Origin of the sequence: Jeotgalibacillus soli, from assembly GCF_000829435.1 — a bacterium.
Taxonomy (GTDB): Bacteria; Bacillota; Bacilli; order Bacillales; family Jeotgalibacillaceae; genus Jeotgalibacillus; species Jeotgalibacillus soli.
The window spans coordinates 275,811-294,885 of sequence record NZ_JXRP01000018.1 but is presented as its reverse complement, the minus strand read 5'-3'; the positions used below and the strand labels follow the sequence as shown (position 1 = coordinate 294,885).

Annotated in this window: 18 protein-coding genes and 1 riboswitch; all 18 genes read right to left on the bottom strand. The window is 39.4% G+C overall.

Going from position 1 to position 19,075, the window contains the following annotated elements; genetic code table 11:
* Positions 1-72 precede the first annotated feature (72 nt).
* Complete coding sequence (locus KP78_RS11865) at positions 73-1,008, bottom strand: alpha/beta hydrolase (RefSeq protein WP_041089226.1); 936 nt, start codon at positions 1,006-1,008, stop codon at positions 73-75.
* Between the two features lie 18 nt (positions 1,009-1,026).
* Positions 1,027-2,706, bottom strand: a complete 1,680-nt coding sequence (locus KP78_RS11860) for a glycerol-3-phosphate dehydrogenase/oxidase (RefSeq protein ID WP_041089224.1) — start codon at positions 2,704-2,706, stop codon at positions 1,027-1,029.
* Positions 2,707-2,896: 190 nt separating this feature from the next.
* Positions 2,897-4,387 (bottom strand): glycerol kinase GlpK, encoded by a 1,491-nt coding sequence (glpK, locus tag KP78_RS11855; RefSeq protein ID WP_041089222.1) that lies wholly within the window; start codon positions 4,385-4,387, stop codon positions 2,897-2,899.
* A gap of 14 nt (positions 4,388-4,401) precedes the next feature.
* The gene (locus KP78_RS11850; protein WP_041089220.1) at positions 4,402-5,226 is read right to left on the bottom strand and encodes an MIP/aquaporin family protein; all 825 of its coding nucleotides are present in this window, start codon (positions 5,224-5,226) and stop codon (positions 4,402-4,404) included.
* A gap of 210 nt (positions 5,227-5,436) precedes the next feature.
* The gene (locus tag KP78_RS11845) at positions 5,437-5,997 is read right to left on the bottom strand and encodes a glycerol-3-phosphate responsive antiterminator (protein WP_200889225.1); all 561 of its coding nucleotides are present in this window, start codon (positions 5,995-5,997) and stop codon (positions 5,437-5,439) included.
* Positions 5,998-6,090: 93 nt separating this feature from the next.
* Entirely contained in the window at positions 6,091-6,717 is a 627-nt protein-coding gene (locus KP78_RS11840) for a protein kinase family protein (RefSeq protein WP_041089940.1), read from the bottom strand.
* 120 nt (positions 6,718-6,837) lie between these two features.
* Positions 6,838-7,068 (bottom strand): hypothetical protein, encoded by a 231-nt coding sequence (locus tag KP78_RS11835; RefSeq protein WP_041089218.1) that lies wholly within the window; start codon positions 7,066-7,068, stop codon positions 6,838-6,840.
* Between the two features lie 256 nt (positions 7,069-7,324).
* On the bottom strand, positions 7,325-7,540 hold the full coding sequence (locus tag KP78_RS11830) for a hypothetical protein (protein WP_041089216.1): 216 nt from the start codon (positions 7,538-7,540) through the stop codon (positions 7,325-7,327).
* Positions 7,541-7,841: 301 nt separating this feature from the next.
* Positions 7,842-8,615: an ABC transporter ATP-binding protein gene (locus KP78_RS11825; protein WP_084220082.1), complete on the bottom strand. Its 774-nt coding sequence runs from the start codon at positions 8,613-8,615 to the stop codon at positions 7,842-7,844.
* A 563-nt stretch (positions 8,616-9,178) separates the two neighbouring features.
* Positions 9,179-9,364 carry a hypothetical protein gene (locus KP78_RS20685; RefSeq protein WP_235420912.1) on the bottom strand — a complete coding sequence of 62 codons (186 nt, stop codon included), beginning with the start codon at positions 9,362-9,364 and terminating at the stop codon, positions 9,179-9,181.
* Positions 9,365-9,629: 265 nt separating this feature from the next.
* Entirely contained in the window at positions 9,630-9,986 is a 357-nt protein-coding gene (locus tag KP78_RS11820) for a hypothetical protein (RefSeq protein ID WP_157841493.1), read from the bottom strand.
* Positions 9,987-10,193: 207 nt separating this feature from the next.
* On the bottom strand, positions 10,194-10,307 hold the full coding sequence (locus tag KP78_RS19185) for an anti-repressor SinI family protein (RefSeq protein ID WP_084219985.1): 114 nt from the start codon (positions 10,305-10,307) through the stop codon (positions 10,194-10,196).
* 37 nt (positions 10,308-10,344) lie between these two features.
* Positions 10,345-10,430: riboswitch (cyclic di-GMP riboswitch) on the bottom strand.
* An 804-nt stretch (positions 10,431-11,234) separates the two neighbouring features.
* Complete coding sequence (mutL, locus tag KP78_RS11815) at positions 11,235-13,130, bottom strand: DNA mismatch repair endonuclease MutL (protein ID WP_041089212.1); 1,896 nt, start codon at positions 13,128-13,130, stop codon at positions 11,235-11,237.
* A gap of 24 nt (positions 13,131-13,154) precedes the next feature.
* Entirely contained in the window at positions 13,155-15,773 is a 2,619-nt protein-coding gene (gene mutS / locus KP78_RS11810) for a DNA mismatch repair protein MutS (protein WP_041089210.1), read from the bottom strand.
* 105 nt (positions 15,774-15,878) lie between these two features.
* Positions 15,879-16,163 (bottom strand): hypothetical protein, encoded by a 285-nt coding sequence (locus KP78_RS11805; RefSeq protein WP_041089209.1) that lies wholly within the window; start codon positions 16,161-16,163, stop codon positions 15,879-15,881.
* Positions 16,164-16,535: 372 nt separating this feature from the next.
* On the bottom strand, positions 16,536-17,078 hold the full coding sequence (cotE, locus tag KP78_RS11800; RefSeq protein WP_041089207.1) for an outer spore coat protein CotE: 543 nt from the start codon (positions 17,076-17,078) through the stop codon (positions 16,536-16,538).
* Positions 17,079-17,157: 79 nt separating this feature from the next.
* Positions 17,158-18,429 carry an MFS transporter gene (locus tag KP78_RS11795; RefSeq protein ID WP_052474774.1) on the bottom strand — a complete coding sequence of 424 codons (1,272 nt, stop codon included), beginning with the start codon at positions 18,427-18,429 and terminating at the stop codon, positions 17,158-17,160.
* A gap of 183 nt (positions 18,430-18,612) precedes the next feature.
* A complete protein-coding gene (locus KP78_RS11790; RefSeq protein WP_041089205.1) occupies positions 18,613-18,849 on the bottom strand; it encodes a hypothetical protein in 237 nt (78 codons plus the stop codon).
* Positions 18,850-19,075 lie beyond the last annotated feature (226 nt).

Sequence of the window (19,075 nt, the reverse complement as noted above, 5' to 3'; positions counted from 1 at the left end):
AGATAAGATGTGTATGATCATATCATTTTTTATTCCTATCGAAAAGAATCCTATAGAAAAAGCAATTATTTGTTAAGATTTAGAGCTAGTCCAACTGTCCAATTTATGAACGACATCTTGAAAAACAGCTTGTCGATTTATTTCCTTAAACAATTCATGTCTCGCTTCTTCATAAAGACGAACTTCAACCTCTTCAAGTTCTGCAACTGCATATTGCTTAGCGGCAGCCATGACTCCTTTGCCATTTCGTCCAACAGGGTCCCTGGTGCCACTTATAAACAGGATCGGCAAATCTTTACGAATTCTCTCGATTTCACGCTTTTCGTTAATTAATTTAATTCCTCCAAACAAGTCCTTATAAAACTGATTGGTGCAAAGAAATCCGCAGAGTGGATCCTGCACATACCCATCAACCTCGTGATCATCACGGGATAGCCAATCCACTTTTGTCCGGCTAGGTCGAAATGCTTTATTATAAGGAATAAAAATTAATTCACTTATCATATAGGCCGAGGCAAGAGGACTTTGAATGAACGTTATTCCACTGGCAACTGTTTTGCCAAATCCGCCAGCCATTCCTAATGGTCCGCCTGTTCCTGAAATAATGATCCCGTCTATTTGATTTGAATAAAGCTGGATAAAACGCCTCGACACATAAGAACCCATGCTGTGACCAATCAGATAGACGGGTAAAGAAGGAAATCTGGATCTTATATCATCATTAATTTCCTTCAAATCCTCTACCACTCTGGAAAAACCATTTTGATCTGCAAAGTGGCCCTGCTTGCCGTTTCGCTCAGCCGTATGGCCATGACCGCGATGATCATGCCCGACTACATGATAGCCCTGTTGAATTAAAGAGCTTGCAAGCTCTTCATAGCGACTAATATGTTCGACCATGCCATGCGTAAGCTGTACTATCCCTTTAATTACATGCTGTTCTGAACGCCATTCACAGTGAAAGATTTCCAGCCCGTCAGAAACAGGAAAGAAGGATGTTATTTTCATAAATTATCCCCTCAACAATTAGTTGTGAACAGGTAAGTCAATAGGAACTACAGCATCTTCAATTTCTTTTTCAAGCTCAGCTTGGTATGTTTGGTAAGTTTCATCATCCCATTGAAGAAGATTTTTCATCAACTTCATGACAGGCTCTTTATGACGCTGTACCCATTCGATATCAAAGAAGAGTCTTCCTGTTCGTCTAATAAAGAAGTCAACAGGTTTTACCGTCATTTCCTCTTGCACAGCATAGACAACTTCTGCATGAACGACTGGCGTCATCGGTGCTTCAAGCTCAATTCCTTTAGCAGCATGGGCAAGTTTAAAGAGCTGGTCAACATTAGTACCGTAGAATGAAGCAAGCTTTCGCCCTTCTTCCTCTGTGAGTCCAAATTGAGTAGCCTCTGCAGCCTTTTTATCCACAAAAGATTTAAAGTGTCGTGATCCGCCAAAATCTGCTCCTGAAATTGGCAGGTTGATGGTGCGGCTTTCAGCAAATGATTGTTTTGTCTCTGTTTTTAAGCGCTTTGAAACAAGATCAACTACATGCTCTGCCATTTTACGATATCCTGTAAGTTTTCCTCCCGCGATGGTAATGAGCCCGCTTTCGTGCTCCCACACTTCATCTTTACGTGAGATTTCAGAAGGGTCTTTTCCTTCTTCATAGATCAACGGACGAACACCAGCCCAGCTTGATTCAACATCGTCTGCCGTCACTTTTACATCAGGAAACATATAGTGAATCGCTTCTAATATATAATCACGGTCTGCCAATGTCATTTTTGGATTCGCTGGATCCTGTGTATTATCATAAAATGTATCTGTCGTCCCAACATATGCTTTTCCGTTTCGAGGGATTGCAAAAATCATACGCTTATCCTGCGTGTCAAAGTATATGGCTTGTTTCAATGGGAAAACAGATTGATCAATAACTAAGTGTACGCCTTTCGTTAATCGAAGATTCTTCGTATTTTTTGAATAATCCCTGCTTCGAACATCATCAACCCAAGGACCTGCAGCGTTGACTACTTTACGTCCAAGAAGGGTATGTGCTTCACCAGTCAAACGGTCGACTACTTCAATACCGGAAACTTTCTTTTTGTCGTACGTAAAACGTTCTGCTTTTACATAGTTAATAAAGTCCGCTCCGAACTCAACCGCTTTTTTAATCACTTCAATGGTTAGCCTTGCATCATCAGTACGATATTCAACATAATATCCTGCTCCACGCAGCCCTTCTTTTTTCACTAACGGTTCACGTTTTATTGTTTCATCTGCATTTAACATTTTACGGCGTTCTTTTCGTTTTACGCCTGCCAAGTAGTCATAGACTCGCAATCCAACAGATGTACTGTATTTACCGAATGAACCGCCTTTATGAATTGGCAGCAACATCCATTCAGGCGTGGTAACATGAGCACCATTTTCATATACAATCGCACGCTCTTTTCCAACTTCAGCAACCATTTTGACTTCAAACTGCTTTAAATAACGCAATCCACCGTGAACAAGCTTTGTTGAGCGGCTAGATGTTCCTCCAGCAAAGTCCTGCATTTCCACTACTGCTACTTTCATTCCGCGTGTTACAGCATCGAGTGCAATTCCTGCTCCAGTAATTCCTCCACCGATCACAATTACGTCGTATACTTCCTGACTCATATCCTTTAATTGCTGACTTCGTTGTATGCTTGAAAAAGTTTTCATCTAATACTCCTCCTTAGAATTCATTCCCTATAAATACGTGCCATATTACCGCGCAATGAATATCCATGTTTTTCCATAACAGAAAAAAGAGAGGCAGAATTGCATTATGATCGTACATTCATAATGAATTCAGGCCTCTCTAAGTCTCTACCCGTTTATTAACTTAGTTACACTATAGCATATTTATAAATTATTTAAAAGCCATAGCTGCTTTTACTGCTTTTTGCCATCCTTCATATAGCTCATTTCTTTTTTCATCTGTCATGGATGGATCATAATCCTTATCAACTTTCCACTGTTCAGCAATCTCTTCTTTACTTTCCCAGTAACCAACTGCAAGACCTGCAAGATAAGCTGCACCAAGAGCTGTAGTTTCGTTAATCACTGGTCGTTCAACTGGCACGTCTAAAATATCACTTTGAAATTGCATAAGGAAATTGTTTTTAACCGCTCCGCCATCGACACGAAGTTTATTTAATGCGATACCCGAATCTTTTTCCATTGCATCAAGAACATCCTTCGTTTGGTAAGCAAGTGATTCAAGCGTTGCACGAATAAAATGTTCTTTTGAAGTGCCTCGTGTTAATCCAAAAACCGCCCCGCGTACATCACTGTCCCAATATGGTGTGCCAAGACCCACGAATGCAGGTACTACGTACACACCATCCGTTGACTCTACACGTTCTGCATAACTTTCACTGGCAGGAGCATCTTTAAACATTCTTAGTCCATCACGCAACCACTGAATAGCAGAGCCTGCTACAAAAATACTTCCTTCAAGCGCATATTCTACTTTTCCGTCAATGCCCCAAGCGAGTGTTGTTAATAATCCATGATCAGACTTAACCGCCTTCTCACCCGTATTCATTAACATAAAGCATCCTGTACCATACGTATTTTTCGCCATTCCCTCTTCAAAGCAAGCTTGACCAAATAGTGCAGCCTGCTGATCACCCGCCGCTCCTGCAATGGGAACCTCGTGTCCGAAGAAGTGATAATCAACGGTTTTTCCGTAGATTTCAGATGATGGTTTAACTTCAGGAAGCATGGACTTTGGAACCCCCAAGATCTCCAGTAGCTCATCGTCCCATTTCAGATCATATATGTTATACATGAGTGTTCTGGATGCATTTGAGTAATCCGTTACATGTGATTTTCCTCCAGAAAGCTTCCAAATTAGCCATGTATCAATCGTTCCAAATAATAGCTTGCCTTCATCCGCTTTTTGTCTTGCACCTTCTACGTTATCCAAAATCCATTTTACTTTTGTACCGGAAAAATACGCATCAATGAGAAGTCCCGTTTTGTTTCGGAATAAATCAGCGTGTCCTTGCTCTCTTAACTCTCCACAAATCTCAGATGTTTGGCGTGATTGCCATACGATCGCATTGTAGATTGGTACGCCTGTTTCTTTATCCCACACCACCGTTGTTTCACGCTGGTTTGTGATCCCGATTCCTTCAATTTGGTCCGGCTTTACATTTGCTTCTGAAAGAGCAGAAGCAATAACAGACAAAATAGAGCCCCAGATTTCGTTTGCATTATGCTCAACCCAGCCTGGCTTAGGAAAAATTTGCTGAAATTCCTTTTGTGCAACTTGGACGATTTCACCTTTTTTGTCAAATAAAATCGCTCTTGAACTTGTAGTCCCTTGATCTAGTGCTAGAATGTACGTTTCCATTATAAATATCCCCCTTAAGCAGTTAATTTCCTGTTTTTGTCAGTTTGAGATTCATTTTTATCAAGCATTAATGTAAGACCTAAGCATACAACAATCGCAGCTAACACGATCCATAGCCAAACCGTTGTATCGCCAACAAATATGGAGCGATAAAATAATCCTGCGAATGAACCGCCTAAAACCGGTCCTAATACCGGTACCCATGAATAGCCCCAGTTTGACCCGCCTTTCCCTGCTATCGGTAATAGAAAGTGAGCAATCCTGGGTCCTAAATCACGTGCCGGGTTAATCGCATAACCCGTCGTACCGCCAAGAGATAGACCGATTGCTACAATCAGCATTCCTACGATAAAAGGATTTAACCCTTCTGTAAATTGGTTTGCACCAATTGATAAAATACCTACAACAAGGATAAACGTTCCAAAGATTTCACTCAATAAATTTGAAAAATAGTGCGGAATCGCAGGACTTGTTGAAAATACACCAAGCTTTGTTCCTGGGTCTTCCGTAACCTTCCAGTGAGGGAGGAAATGAAGCCATATCAAACTTGCCCCAATCATCGCTCCAAGCATCTGTGCCACTATATAAACAGGAACATCCGCCCACGGGAAGTTCCCGTTAAATGCTAGTCCAAATGTTACTGCTGGGTTTAAATGAGCTCCGCTAAATTGTCCTACAGCATAAACCGCCATCGCAACACCTAATCCCCAGCCGAAAGCGATTACAATCCAGCCGCCATTTAACGCGAAGGATTTTTTCAAATTAACGTTCGCACAAACCCCTGCCCCGAATACAATCAATAACGCCGTTCCTATCAATTCTCCAAGAAATCCACTCATCCTTCAAACCTCCCTATATCTTATTTAATAGATGTATTGCACCATGCTAGAGGATGACAAAGAGACTCACGGACTTTACCCTGTTGTAAGGTGTAAAAGTACTAGTGAGTCTCTTCATCTCTGCACGGAATATTAACTTAATGCTAGTTTAACAGCGAATGAAAACGCTGTCAACAAATTCCTTGCAAATTTATTCCGAAATGCAAAATTTTATTTTGGCGTATACATCTCCCATAGCGCGGTGGATGATGACGTTATTGCAGAGGCTCCAGCTTTGATTGCTAAATCAACTTCCTCCGTCGTATCAATAAGGCCACCTGCTATAATAGGTTTTCCCGTTTCCATACGAATCCGCTCAATTACTTTTGGTACAACGCCTGGCAAAACTTCTATATAATCTGGATCTGTTTTGTGGATAAGCTGAATACTTCTTTCAAGCGCACTTGAGTCAATGACAAATGTGCGCATAATCGCGCGTACACCAAGCTGGCGCGCTTTTTTTATCACGCTGCCTCTTGTTGAAATAATTCCATATGGCCTGATTGTTTGGCAGATATATTCTGTCGCATGTTCATCACTTGAAAGTCCATGTATTAAATCAAGATGAAGAAACATTTCCCTGTTTTTACTACGAGCGTAATCAAATACACTTTTTAACATCCCTACATGTAAATCTAAAAACACCCCATAATGAAAAGGATATTTAAGCATTTTATCAAAATCCTTCATCGATCTTATGGCTGGCAGCATTTGTTGTCCGTTAAATGGCACTATTTTCACTCCTAGAAATTTTTTAACACCACTTTACTCTATTTTGCTGCATGACAGCAATCCCCTAGTAATGGGATTTATCGGTTCCCTTAATTATGATGTTTTTCGTTCAAATTTGGGAAGTAGCTGGCGCTTGTATAATGCTGCTATTTGATTCAACCAAAAAGGCGATATCTTCTTAGGAAAATACCGCTTTTCATATATTGTATAGGCACGCTTTAAATCTTCCCATTGTGTATCCTGTTCTTTTACTTGCCGAAATCTTGCAACATCGATCAGCTTGACGCTGCCCTGATTTGTCATAAGAATATTACGCAAATGAATATCTGACGGTGTTAAGCCACGATCACTTGCCTGCTGTAAAGCTTTATCTACCTCATCTAAATAAGCTTTTGAAATGTGCACCCCGTTTACAAGACAGTCGAACAGCGTCATTCCGTCTATATAGCTCATCACCAGGTAATTTGCTCCCGATTCATAAAGATGAGGATAATAAGAGATCCCTTCAAGTAACCGGTAAATTTCTGCTTCCTCTAAAGCAGTTTGATCAAGCTCCGGTAAAAATACCTTTATAGCAAGATCTGTTTCGCCAATACGAAAAGCCACTGCACTTCTTCCCGTTCCAATCCATTGAAGCATTGGATCATGCGAAATCAACTTTATTTTTCCATACTTTTTTTCTATGCGTACACTTTTAGCAAGTGATCCAAATTGACTCAAAAGAGCCACGTCCTCTCTCCGGCTTTAAAAATAAGTATATTAAGATTTAACGAGCCTAATGAAAGGATTATACACGAAATTATAAAAATAGCTAATTGATTGCATGAAATGAATTGCCGTTTAAATACGCTCTGAATTTGATTGCACATTCATATTGTGGCGATAGAGCTTGATGCTGCCTAGCACAATCAGGGCCAATGAGGACAAAATTAATACGATTAATAAAAGAATAGAAAGAATAGATTGTATTTCAATTTGAAAAGAAGTGACGTAATATAAAATCATCGAGGATATACCAGCTATAAGAAAAATACGGATCAACACATCTATTTTTTTTATAATAGACGACATTTTCCCTAAACCTCCTTTTAGTCATTTGTAAACGATTTCCTTATTGGTCTATACCCATTTTTATTACCTATTATTCACCATATGATTAGGTATGTATAAAATATTCAATCGGATTTTTTATTACAGGGAAAGATCAGGATTTGGTACTAGCATTCAAATAGAATAGATCAGGGAATCGCTTTTTATTCCAAAGAACTTACTTTTAAATCCAAAATAACTACCTAAAAAAAACCTACCAAAAAGGCAGGTAATGAACTCATTTTTTCTGATCGAAATAATATCGAATATTATGTTCTAGCTGTTGCAGCATCATTTCTATATCAAAGCCTGGTACGGAAATCACTTTCTGTTCATCCACTCTTGCAGAAAGCACAAAATAATCTCTATGCTCTACCATTTCAACACGAAAGGTCTGATCATTTACTTCGATTACAGGGGTAAAATGCACTTTACTTTCAGGTGCTTTATCCACAATGATCTCCTCCTTTACGTTTTCACAGACTTAAATTCAACAGGAATGACTTTACTAATTTTTACATAAAATTCCTCTTATTGTCTTTCGTTGCATCAATTATAAACAATTAAACCTTTTTTGTTGAAAAAAATCAATCTATTTCATTTTATGGTTTACTATTTCTCCATTAGAAAAAGCCGCATGGAGCTACATGCAGCTTTAAAGAATTGTATAGGCATAGATTGCGTCAATTACGGGTAACCACCTCTAAGCACTTATTTCACAAAAATTATCCAAATTATTTTTCATCTTGTATTTATTAATATGTATAACATACTAGCTTCCCTATTTTAGGATCCATATCAACAGTTGCTTCAATTCCGTATAAGCGGCATAATGTCTCAGCTCTAAGTACATCTGCTGGGCTTCCTTCAGCCAAAATGCTTCCCTCCTTAATTGCAATTATTTTGTCAGCAAATCTAGCAGCTTGATTGAGGTCATGCAGCGCCATCACAATTGTTTTATCAAACTCCTTGTTTAATCTTTCCATCAGTTTCATCACTTCGAGTTGTTGCTGCAAATCTAAATAAGTCATAGGTTCATCCAGTATTAAAATAGAAGCATCCTGCGCGATGGTTACTGCAATCCACGCTTTTTGTCGTTGACCATCGGACAATTCCTCAAAAGCCACGTCAGCTAAACTCTTCATGTTCGTCACATCAAGGGCCCATTCAACGGCTTGTACATCCATATGTTCAAGCTTGCCAAATCCTTTTTTTCTAGGCAATCTCCCGTAAGAAATTAATTCGCGAGTCGTCAAACCTGAAACGTAATCTGGGGATTGCGAAAGAATGGAGAGATTTTTAGCAAATTCAACATCTGGAATTGTTAGGAGATTTTCTCCGTTTATAAATACATTTCCTTCCCTTGCTGGAATCATTCTTGATATGGCTCGTAGAATGGTTGATTTTCCAGATCCATTAGGACCTACAATTGCGGTTATTTTTTCAGCAGGAATCGTTAAATTAATTTTCGTAACTACATCTTTGGCACCATAGCAAATAGACATATTATCAGTTTGGAGTTTCCACAAGATAACCACTCCTTGTCTTTCATTTTTTATTTTGGCTTTGTTAAATGTGTCTGATGATTGCAGTGCGCAGACATTTGCTTTCCGTGGGCGCATCATAAGCCTGCACTCGCTTTTTCCAAGGGATTCTCACGTCTTCCGCTCCAAACTACGCTTTGCAAAAATCAACAATAAACTTTAACATAGCTTTTATTTTATATAAGCATTTGAGATATAAATGATATTGAGTTTCATTATCATTTATATAGTTAAGTATACGTAATTTCTCTTTAAAATCAATCATTCTTTTCATTACTTTTCAAAAAATACCTTAGGCTGTCGTGTAACCTGTCAAGCAGCACTCGTATATTTTCAATAGGAAGCTTTAAACAAAAATCGATAAACTGATCCCAGTTCATAAGAATCAAAAAATGAAGACCATAAATCCAGCCGTATTTCAAACCACCTAATTAACTAAAATTGATTGTTGCTGTTTATTCTGAAGCCCGGACAAAACTGAAAGCTCCCCTCCTATTATGTTAGAAGGGGAGCTTACTAGAATGGGATTTTCGTTTCATTACATTTCATCAGATGGAAACGTACATTTGCCCTGTTCCATTACAGGTTAAACAGTACTGTTGATCTGATCCTGTTATTAATAGACCGTTGCCATTGCAGCTTTTGCATACAGCATTTGAGGTCATTTTATCTATTTCTGGTTCAACTTTGTCTGTCATCAGCTTCATTTTTTCACCCCACATTTTATGTTCCATTCGATATTGTTATCTATAATGTATGCCATTGCTTATAATGTGCACCTGTTTAGATGTTTTATTTAATAACCAATATATTTTATCGCATTTTAATAGAATTTGTCGAAACAATAAATTTAATACACTATCGGTCTTTTCACGGATTTTTTTAACGGTTTTTTTACCATCTGCTGATATTTAATTATTCTTTTCAATATCGTCATGATGAATACAGATCCCTAAGCACAAAAAAACACCTCAAAAGAGATGTCATTTTGTGTTACTTTCATTGAAATGGTGAGCCGTCCACTAAATAGATAGATTTATCCTTCGTTTCCGATGCAAGAGTAGCCACTAACTCAGCTTTTTCTCCTTCGGAGGTAAGAACCTTAAAGGTAAGTGATGAGGGAAGGTCTTCTAGATTATTTGTAACTGTAATATTAGCCTCCAATGATGTGGCGATGTTTGGAATGGAGGAAGGCTTGCTTATTGAGAGCATATACGTTTTTTTTCCACCTTCTTCACCAGCATAGAGTATGGCTTCATCAAAAAGAATCTCTTTTCCTAAATAGTTAATTTCACTGATCTCTTTTTTCACACATTCACCCCATTTCCACATTATAACGTACATTGTTTCGCTCATTTGCAGGCCAGTTACATCATCTTTTTTAGTATGAACAATAATTCCATACCCTTAAACATGGGTGATGAAAACGGAGACTTGTTGCAACTCTCATATAAATCGTACTTTTAACGATAACATGAATGAAAAACACCTCTATTTCTGGAAATAGGGGTGTTTTTCATTCGGTTGTGTAACAAAGCAATGTTTTCAGCTTTACAAACTGAATTATTTTTTTCTATTCATATTTATAAAGTCCTGAATTTCTTTTATCGTAACCCCAGAATTAATCGCTTCTTCAATCAAATTAATCCATTCTTGGTCCAATTCTTTAGAAATCAACTAAAATTCCTCCCTCAAATACTTCCTAAATAGTATTCTCGGCAGTCCAGCCATCTTAGTGATGCCACCTTAGATCTGTTGACTTTGCGTCCCAGCTTTTCAACTAGTTTGCCTTTTCGATTAAAAGATAAAAGAAGCATTACTTTCATACTATTAATAGTTTACAAATTTATCTTGAATTAAGCAATTGTATGTTGTGGAAAATCGCAATAAATATATTTCACTACTATACATGTAAACGCTCATAAAAACTTTACACATTTTGCTTAATAGAGCTTTACACTTCATTACCAGAAAAGATGTGCACTTTATTTGGAGAGGCGGGCATGATAGCCTTGTTGGCTGAGCCATATCCCTTGGGAGGCATGGCTTCTTGGCTCGATCTCTTGCCCGCAGAGGCTCCAAGTAAAGTGACAAAGTGCCTACTCTAACTTCCAGTAAAGTGTAAAGTGCAAGCAAGCAAAAAGTGTAAAATTCGACTTGACGTCTACAATAATACATTGAGGAATATCTTATTCTCTAAAGATATTGTTCGGTTTTTCTTGTATTTTACTAATTAATTTCAATAATCTGCTTCTTTTTTACTACAAGCACAGTAGCTAAAGCATAGGCTGTATACAAATGTCCTTTGCGCTGCTCTCAAATAACAGGAATCATGAATATACTCTTCACCAACCTCAAACACAATCATCCTCTTGTGACTGGTCCCGGAATCTTTTGACATATAAACAACTTTAACAACAGGGCTGTAGACTAGTTTGTGAAACAGCTTCTTCTTAACCTTTTTCTCCATTATACAGAACGCATGTTCTAATCACAATAAATAGTTACATATACACTTTTTTCGTTTTCAAATTGTTTCACGCAAAAAAGCACCAAATGAACGATAAACGCTCATTCGGTGCTATAAATTAAATTGCTAAGGTGCTACATCACCCGCTTAAACATTTTCTCCAGCTCATAAGCAGTGTAATGCACAATAATTGGCCGGCCATGCGGGCATGTAAAAGGATCTTCTGTGGTACGAAGTTCGTTCAGCAGCTGCTGCATATCATCCAGGCGCAAATAGTGATTTGCTTTAATCGATCGCTTACAGCTCATTAGAATGGCAGCTTCTTCCCGAAGTTTTGCCACATCAACTTTTTTCATATCAAGCACCTGCTCGATCATATCTTCAATTATATCCTTTTCCTCATCCTTTGGAAACCAGGTTGGATAAGACCTTACAATAAAACTGTTAAGTCCGAACTCTTCAAGAAATACCCCTACCTCTTCAAGTGAGGACCGGTGCTCCTGAATCTTAATATAATCATCTGTCGAAAAATCGAGCGTCATTGGCATGAGCAGCTCTTGAAGCTCGGGTTCAACCTGTCCAACTTTTTCTCGGAAAAATTCATATTTAATGCGTTCCTGTGCAGCATGCTGATCAACAATATATAAACCACGATCATTTTGCGCTAGTATATACGTTCCGTGCATTTGTCCAATTGCGTATATCATTGGTACACGGGACTCCGGTTCAGCCTTTTGTTCGATCAGCTGATCCTCTGACTGCTCTCTTCTCTCAAACTCCTGCTCTAGGAATGGAGACTCTGCCTCCTCAAAAGCCGGCAAAGCCTCTGTTATCTCTTGCTGATTCCATTCAGCAGGAGGTGTTTCTCTCATTTCTGTTGGCGGTTCATATAGTGTCTTCATTTTGTCTGGAGGCAAAAGTGCTTCCTTATAGGAAGCACTCGCACGGTTTTTTTCCTTCACAGAAGACTCACCAAAGCTAAGCTCAGTTTGTTCGGAAGGTAATTGAACTCGTTCCTTTTTCTTGGGTTCGGAGCTTGGAATCAATACGCGAGCGCGAAATGCATCCCTTAATGCTTCTGTAATAAGCTTTGTCAGCTCCTGCTCCTTGCTGAACCGCACCTCCTGCTTAGATGGATGGACGTTCACATCCACTAAAATGGGGTCCATTGTAATCGATAAAAGCACAACTGGATATCGTCCGATTGGCAAAAGTGTGTGATATCCCTCCTGAATGGCGCGGCCAATTGCATAATTTCTAATAAATCGACCATTGATCATGATAGAAAGATAGTTTCTAGAAGCACGCGTTACTTCAGGCAGCGAAGCATACCCTGAAACATGAAAATCCAGTGTTTCTTTTTGAAATGGAATCATCGTTTTTGCCAGATTCATTCCGTAAATTGCGGCAAGCACTTGGCGGACGTCACCTTTTCCATTTGTTTGCAAAAGAAGGCGCTGATTGTGCTTTAACCGAAAAGAGACTTCAGGATGCGATAGTGCAAGCCGGTTGACAATATCCGTCACATTACCAAGTTCCGTGTTAATTGTTTTTAAATACTTTAGCCTGGCTGGTGTATTGTAAAACAAATCAGTTACTTTAATATCAGTCCCTCTTCTTGCCGCTGCTGGTTCATATCGCTTGACCTCGCCGCCATGCAAGACGAGATGTGACCCCGCATCCCCTGTTGAGGTTGTTAAATCAATATGGGAAACAGAAGCAATACTCGGCAGGGCTTCCCCGCGAAATCCGAGTGTGCGAATACGAAACAAATCATGCTCATCCTGAATTTTACTTGTAGCATGACGTAAAAATGCAGTTTTGACATCATCAGTTTCCATTCCATTTCCATTATCCATTACTCGTATGCTCGAAAGTCCTGCTTCCTCAAGCTCAATTTCAACGATAGTGGCATTTGCATCAACCGCATTTTCAATTAATTCCTTTACTACAGATGCTGGTCGTTCAACCACCTCACCCGCTGCAATTTTATTCGATAACGCTTCACTCAGCTGACGAATTTTCCCCATCGTGTTCACCTCGCTCATACTCGTTTATTTTGATTCGTTCATTGATTTTGCAAGCTTTTGTAATCGATAAAGCTCATTCATCGCTTCCATTGGCGTCATTTCCATCACATTGATTTTCGCCATTTCACGATAAAGCGCATCTGCTTTTTTGCTTTTCTTTGGTTGAAGCTCTTCGCCAAATAATGACAGCTGCCCTATACTAGCTTCTTCATTAATCGTAGACGCTAGTTCTTTATTTTTTAGCTCTACAGCTGGTTCAATCCGCTGGTAGCCTGATTCAAGCCCAACTAAAATTTCATTCGCACGGCCAATTAATGCTTTCGGAAGATCTGCAAGCTGAGCGACATGAATTCCATAGCTTTTATCTGCTGGCCCTTCTTTAATTTTATGCAAGAACACAACATGCCCGTTTTGCTCGACTGCAGAAACATGCACATTGGCAAGCTTTGAAAGCTCTTGATCCAGGCTTGTTAATTCATGATAATGTGTGGAGAAGAGAGTCTTCGCTCCTATCCGGTCGTGCACATATTCAATAATCGCTTGTGCTAGTGCCATTCCATCATAGGTCGATGTCCCTCGTCCAATTTCATCAAACAGCACCAGGCTATTTTGAGTCGCATGTGCAATAGCATGACGTGCTTCAAGCATTTCAACCATAAACGTACTCTGCCCTGACACCAAGTCATCTGCAGCCCCAATACGTGTAAAGATGCGGTCAAAAATTGGCAAATTGGCATTAGCTGCAGGAACAAAACAGCCAATTTGTGCAAGGATGGATGTCAATGCGACCTGGCGCATATACGTACTTTTACCGGACATATTCGGTCCTGTAATTAAAAGCATTTCACAGCTTTCATCCATTTGACAATCATTCGGAACATATTCCTGTGAATCCATTACCTTTTCAACGACAGGGTGGCGGCCTTCTGAAATATGAATGATCCGTTCATGATTAAATGCTGGCTTTGAATAATGACGTTCCTCACTAATTGTCGCAAAGCACTGCAGCACATCAAGCCTGCTAATTTCCTGAGCAAGCTTCTGGAGCCGCGGTATCTCCTGCTTTATTTCTTCACGCAAACCTTGAAAAAGTGAATATTCAAGGTCGATCGACCGTTCCTCTGCCTGAAGAATAAGGGACTCTTTTTCCTTTAGCTCAGGTGTGATAAAGCGTTCAGCATTCGTTAACGTTTGTTTTCGGTCATACATCCCTTCTGGCAATGCATGCAAATTGGATTTTGTCACTTCAATATAATAGCCAAATACGCGGTTGTACCCAATTTTTAATGAACGGATGCCGGTTTTTTCCCGTTCTTTTTGTTCAAGCTCAGCAATCCATTTTTTACCATTACGGCTCGCATCACGATATTGATCCAGTTCTTCATTAAAGCAGTCCTTAATAAAGTTGCCATCTTTAATGACAAGCGGTGCCTGCTCAATGATGGCCGCTTCAAGCCGATCAGCTATATCACTGCATGGATCTAGCTTCTTCGCATCCTCTGTTATTTTTTGGTCATTCATGGAGAGCAGTGTCTCTTTAATGGCTGGCACTTGCTGCAGTGATTTTTTCAGTTGGACGAGGTCTCGAGGGTTGACATTTCCAAACGCAACACGCCCAGCAAGCCTTTCAAGATCGTACACTTCCTTTAATCGCTCCCGCAGCTCGGCCCGTTCAAAATAACGATCTATTAGCACTTCAACGATACTATGGCGTTCCTCGATTTGCTTTTGATTAATGAGCGGACGATCAATCCATCTACGCATCATTCTGGCGCCCATCGCGGTAATCGTCTCATCCAGCAGCCAAACAAGGGAACCTTTTTTACTGTTTCCACGTATCGTTTCAGTCAGCTCAAGATTTCTTTTTGAATTTGGATCCATTCGAAGAAACGCATCTACTTGGTATGCACTTGCCTGCTGCAAATGATCAAGCGATCTCTTTTGCGTATTTTGCACATAATGAAGCAAGCGGGCCATTGAAAGTTGAAGCTTGTCCTGCTTAAGTTCCGAAAGAATCGTTGAAAAAGTTGATTCAACGGTTGTATCGTCCATGTAGGAAATGGAACGAATTCCACGATCGCTAAGCACTTTGACGAAGCTTTCGTCTGCATCACTTGCAAGTACGACTTCACGTGCTTGAATCGTCACCAGTTCATGAATGGCTTCGTCTTTACTAGATAGAATCGTCACCTTCGATTCACCGGTTGACAGGTCAAGATGAGCCATACTGTAGGTATCATCATCAAATCCGGTCACAGCCGCTAGGTAATGGTTCTCTTTTTCTTCTAAACTTCTAGAATCCATCACCGTTCCAGGTGTAATCATTTGCACAATTTCTCGTTTAACAATTCCTTTTGCATGGGTTGGATCCTCCGTTTGTTCACAAATTGCAACCTTAAACCCTTTATCGATCAGCTGTTCAATATAGCCTGCTGCTGAATGATAAGGAACACCACACATCGGAATTTTTTCTTCCACACCCCCATCACGTGCGGTAAGCGTGATTTCAAGCTCCCGTGATGCTTTTAGCGCATCATCAAAAAACATCTCATAAAAATCGCCGAGACGGAAAAATAAAAAGGCGTCAGGTACCTCCGCCTTGATCTTTAAATATTGCTGAATCATTGGTGTATAAGTCTTCATATCCGGCAAAACCTCTCCGTTCCTGTATCAATCATTATGTGATTAGTATAGCATATAGGAGCACTTATTTCAGATACAGAATCTTTGCCATTTCTAAAAAGGAATCTACTCAACTGGTGCTTGATATAATTTATTTGACGTCCAATAGGCTAAAAAAGAAACCAAAATCCCAGCAAGGCTAAAGCTATAGGCTAATCCTGAAGACCATAATCCCGTCATTAGCAGAATAAATAAACCAGTTAGCAGCCCTAAGACAATGGCCATATAGGGTCTCACGATTGGAAACAGACGTTTTTTAATATAATAATGGACAATCGTCAGCACACCAAATGCAACAACAAACATGATGAAGATAATGAAGATTAAACCAGTGATCCACATGCCGTTCATTCCCCTCTCCTATTTACTTACTATGTAACACGAGAAAAGCTTCATAAAACATTTTTACTGAAAATGACATATATAACAGTTTCACGTATAGGAAATTGATATGATTATATAAACTTGCTATCCCGAGGAAAATATTTTGGATTTAACCGCCTCGGCTATTTTTTAGGGACTTAATTTGTAGAGGATTTAGCGGATGAAACGAATGAAAAGGAAATTTTCGTTCATCGGATCAATCATGACATTAAACAAGCTGTTTTTAAACTGGCTGACGCAGAGTAAAAAAATGAAAACGACCATGTCTATGGTAAAACAGCCATGGTCGTTTCTTTTTATATTTACTTCATAGAAAAAAACCGGGCACAACCCCCCGGTCTAATGGCTTGAGGATTCTTTGCGGTCAAGAAAATCTGTCTTAATGTCGTCGAACTCATCATCATCGATTCCATCATCCCAATCGTCTTCAACACCGTCACGATGAAAAATGACACACATTTTTGTTTCACCAACACACTCTACCATAAATTCCCGCTCTACCTGTACCGTAACTTTGTGACCATTTTCAGAAATAGATGCTTCTAAACAATTTGGCTGCTGCAGCACTCGAGCAATGATTTCATTGTCATCATGGCAATCGGGATCACGATATTTTAGCTTAATGACATCCTTGTACGGCACACTTTCCAGCACAACAGATGTTTTCGTATTATCGTGGTGCGAATACCAGATATTCATATCGAATGTACCCGTGATCTCAACCTTCTTGCCAATCTTCTTTGCATCATATTTGTGGTTAATAATCCAGCAGCCCAGTATGCTCGTTGGACGGTTAGTTGGTTGTACACTGTGATGGGATTGCGTGAATTTTCGGCCCTTGGCCACGACGGACTTTGTAATAATTTCTCTGTACTCCGACATTCATGCGGCCTCCTTTCATTTCTTTTTATCCTATGCAGGACACCTGCACAATGTGCGAAAACCTAAGGAGGCTCTTTATTTATTTATCAAGATTTTTTCGTTTCTTCATTATAATTGTAAAGGTGATGAGAAAATAAGCAGAAGAAATTAAATATAGCCCTGCTGTTACGGTAAATATCCAGGCATAGCCCCAATAACTGCCATATATAAGCACCAGTCCAGTCGATACAGGTCCCATCGTTGCCCAACCTATATTAAAGACCATCTGGTTAATGGAATTCGCGAGGCCTTTAAAACGATCCCCAACAAGATCCATCACTAGTGATGCCTGGATCGGGTTTCCTGCATTCATCAATGCCTGTCTAAACAAAAATCCGACCGAAGCAAGCAGCAAAGATTCTGTATATGCAGTTAGTAATAAAAATGGCAGTGACAGCATTTGAAGAACGAATACCGCTTTTACTTCCCCCAGCTGTTTTACAACCCACGGTCCAATCAGGATCGCCACCGCCGTCATTGCCTGACCGCCTGAAATAATGAATCCTACATAAGCAGTCGATGCATCAAACCGGTCTGCAAAATAAAGATTTAAATATGGAATCACAAGACCTGATCCAAAGCCGATTAATAACTGTGCTGCTGCAAACAGGAAAATCAAAATAATATTTCGTTTCGTTTCCTCTTTCAAGACCTTTACATTTCTTGGTATTTTTAAATCTTTTCCACGAGTTGATTTTGGAAGTTCCTTCGTCATAAATAAAGGCATGATTCCAATCGTAAAAAAAATGCTTCCAATAACGAGCGCCCATCTTACGCTATCTAGAGCGGAAAATTGAAAAACGATATAAAATAAATCTGTCAAGCCTCCCCCAAGCATACTGCCTACAACCTGAGAGCCTGTCATTAAGGAAAAATGGATACTGAATAAATTAACCCGTTCTTTCTTCGTAGAATTTTCCGCAAGCCAAGGAATTCCCGTCACCTGAATGAGCGCAACAAAAAAACCCGTGGCAAACGCACCATAAATAAGGGCCTCACCCATTACCGCGAAGCTGCGATAAAATAGTGTAGCTGCTGTAATGGCTGCACCAATAATCATGATTTTTTTCCGCCCGATACGGTCGCTTAAAAGGCCAGCTGGTAAGAGCACCAATGCTGTGGCAAGTGACATCATCGATATGACCTGACCATTTACCGATTCATCATAGCCAAGCTCACGTATATAAAAATTATAAATAACCATAAACATGCCAAGACCAATTTGAATAAACACATTGGCCAGCATAAACATTTTTATATTTTTATTATAGGATCTTACTGTTCTTGAATTTTCCTGAAACCACTTGATCATTCGAGTCTCCTGTTAACCAATATTTCGAATCCCTAAATAGTTTACTATAATTAATAGGTAGCTGCACCAGAAAATTGAAAAACCTTCGTTATAGTGCTGAGGTGCGCAGCCTTCAGTATAAAATTTAAAAATAAAAAAGGACCTCAGAAGTTCAAGGTCCCGTTATCAATTTTCTGTCATCCACTAATCTTCCAGCTCACGAAGCGTAATAAAAATGGTGTTTTCATTTAAAACAAATTCATACTGGCAGTTCCATGCGATTTTATCCACACGAATATTATGGTTTTCGAGTAACGCAACATATGCAACCGTATCATTTTCTTCATCCAGCACAATTAATTCGTTGCTATTTGCGATGGCACGCAATCCTTTCGTTGAATCAATGTCAATCATCCATTCTTCCAGAAAATATTTTTTCATTAAGATCTCCTTTCAATCTCTTGTTATAAGATTTTTTTCCGATATAGATCCAAGACCTCATCAACCCACGTACGAAACAACGTATAGTCTTCCTCATCCGTTTTAACATTCCCATAAAAAATCCCTTTACATTCATCATAAACATCTTTTTCGTCCTTGAAAAATGCTTGAAGCACCTGATCATCAAAAAATCATTAAAAAATAAAGCCATTGTGCGGTCTTGTCT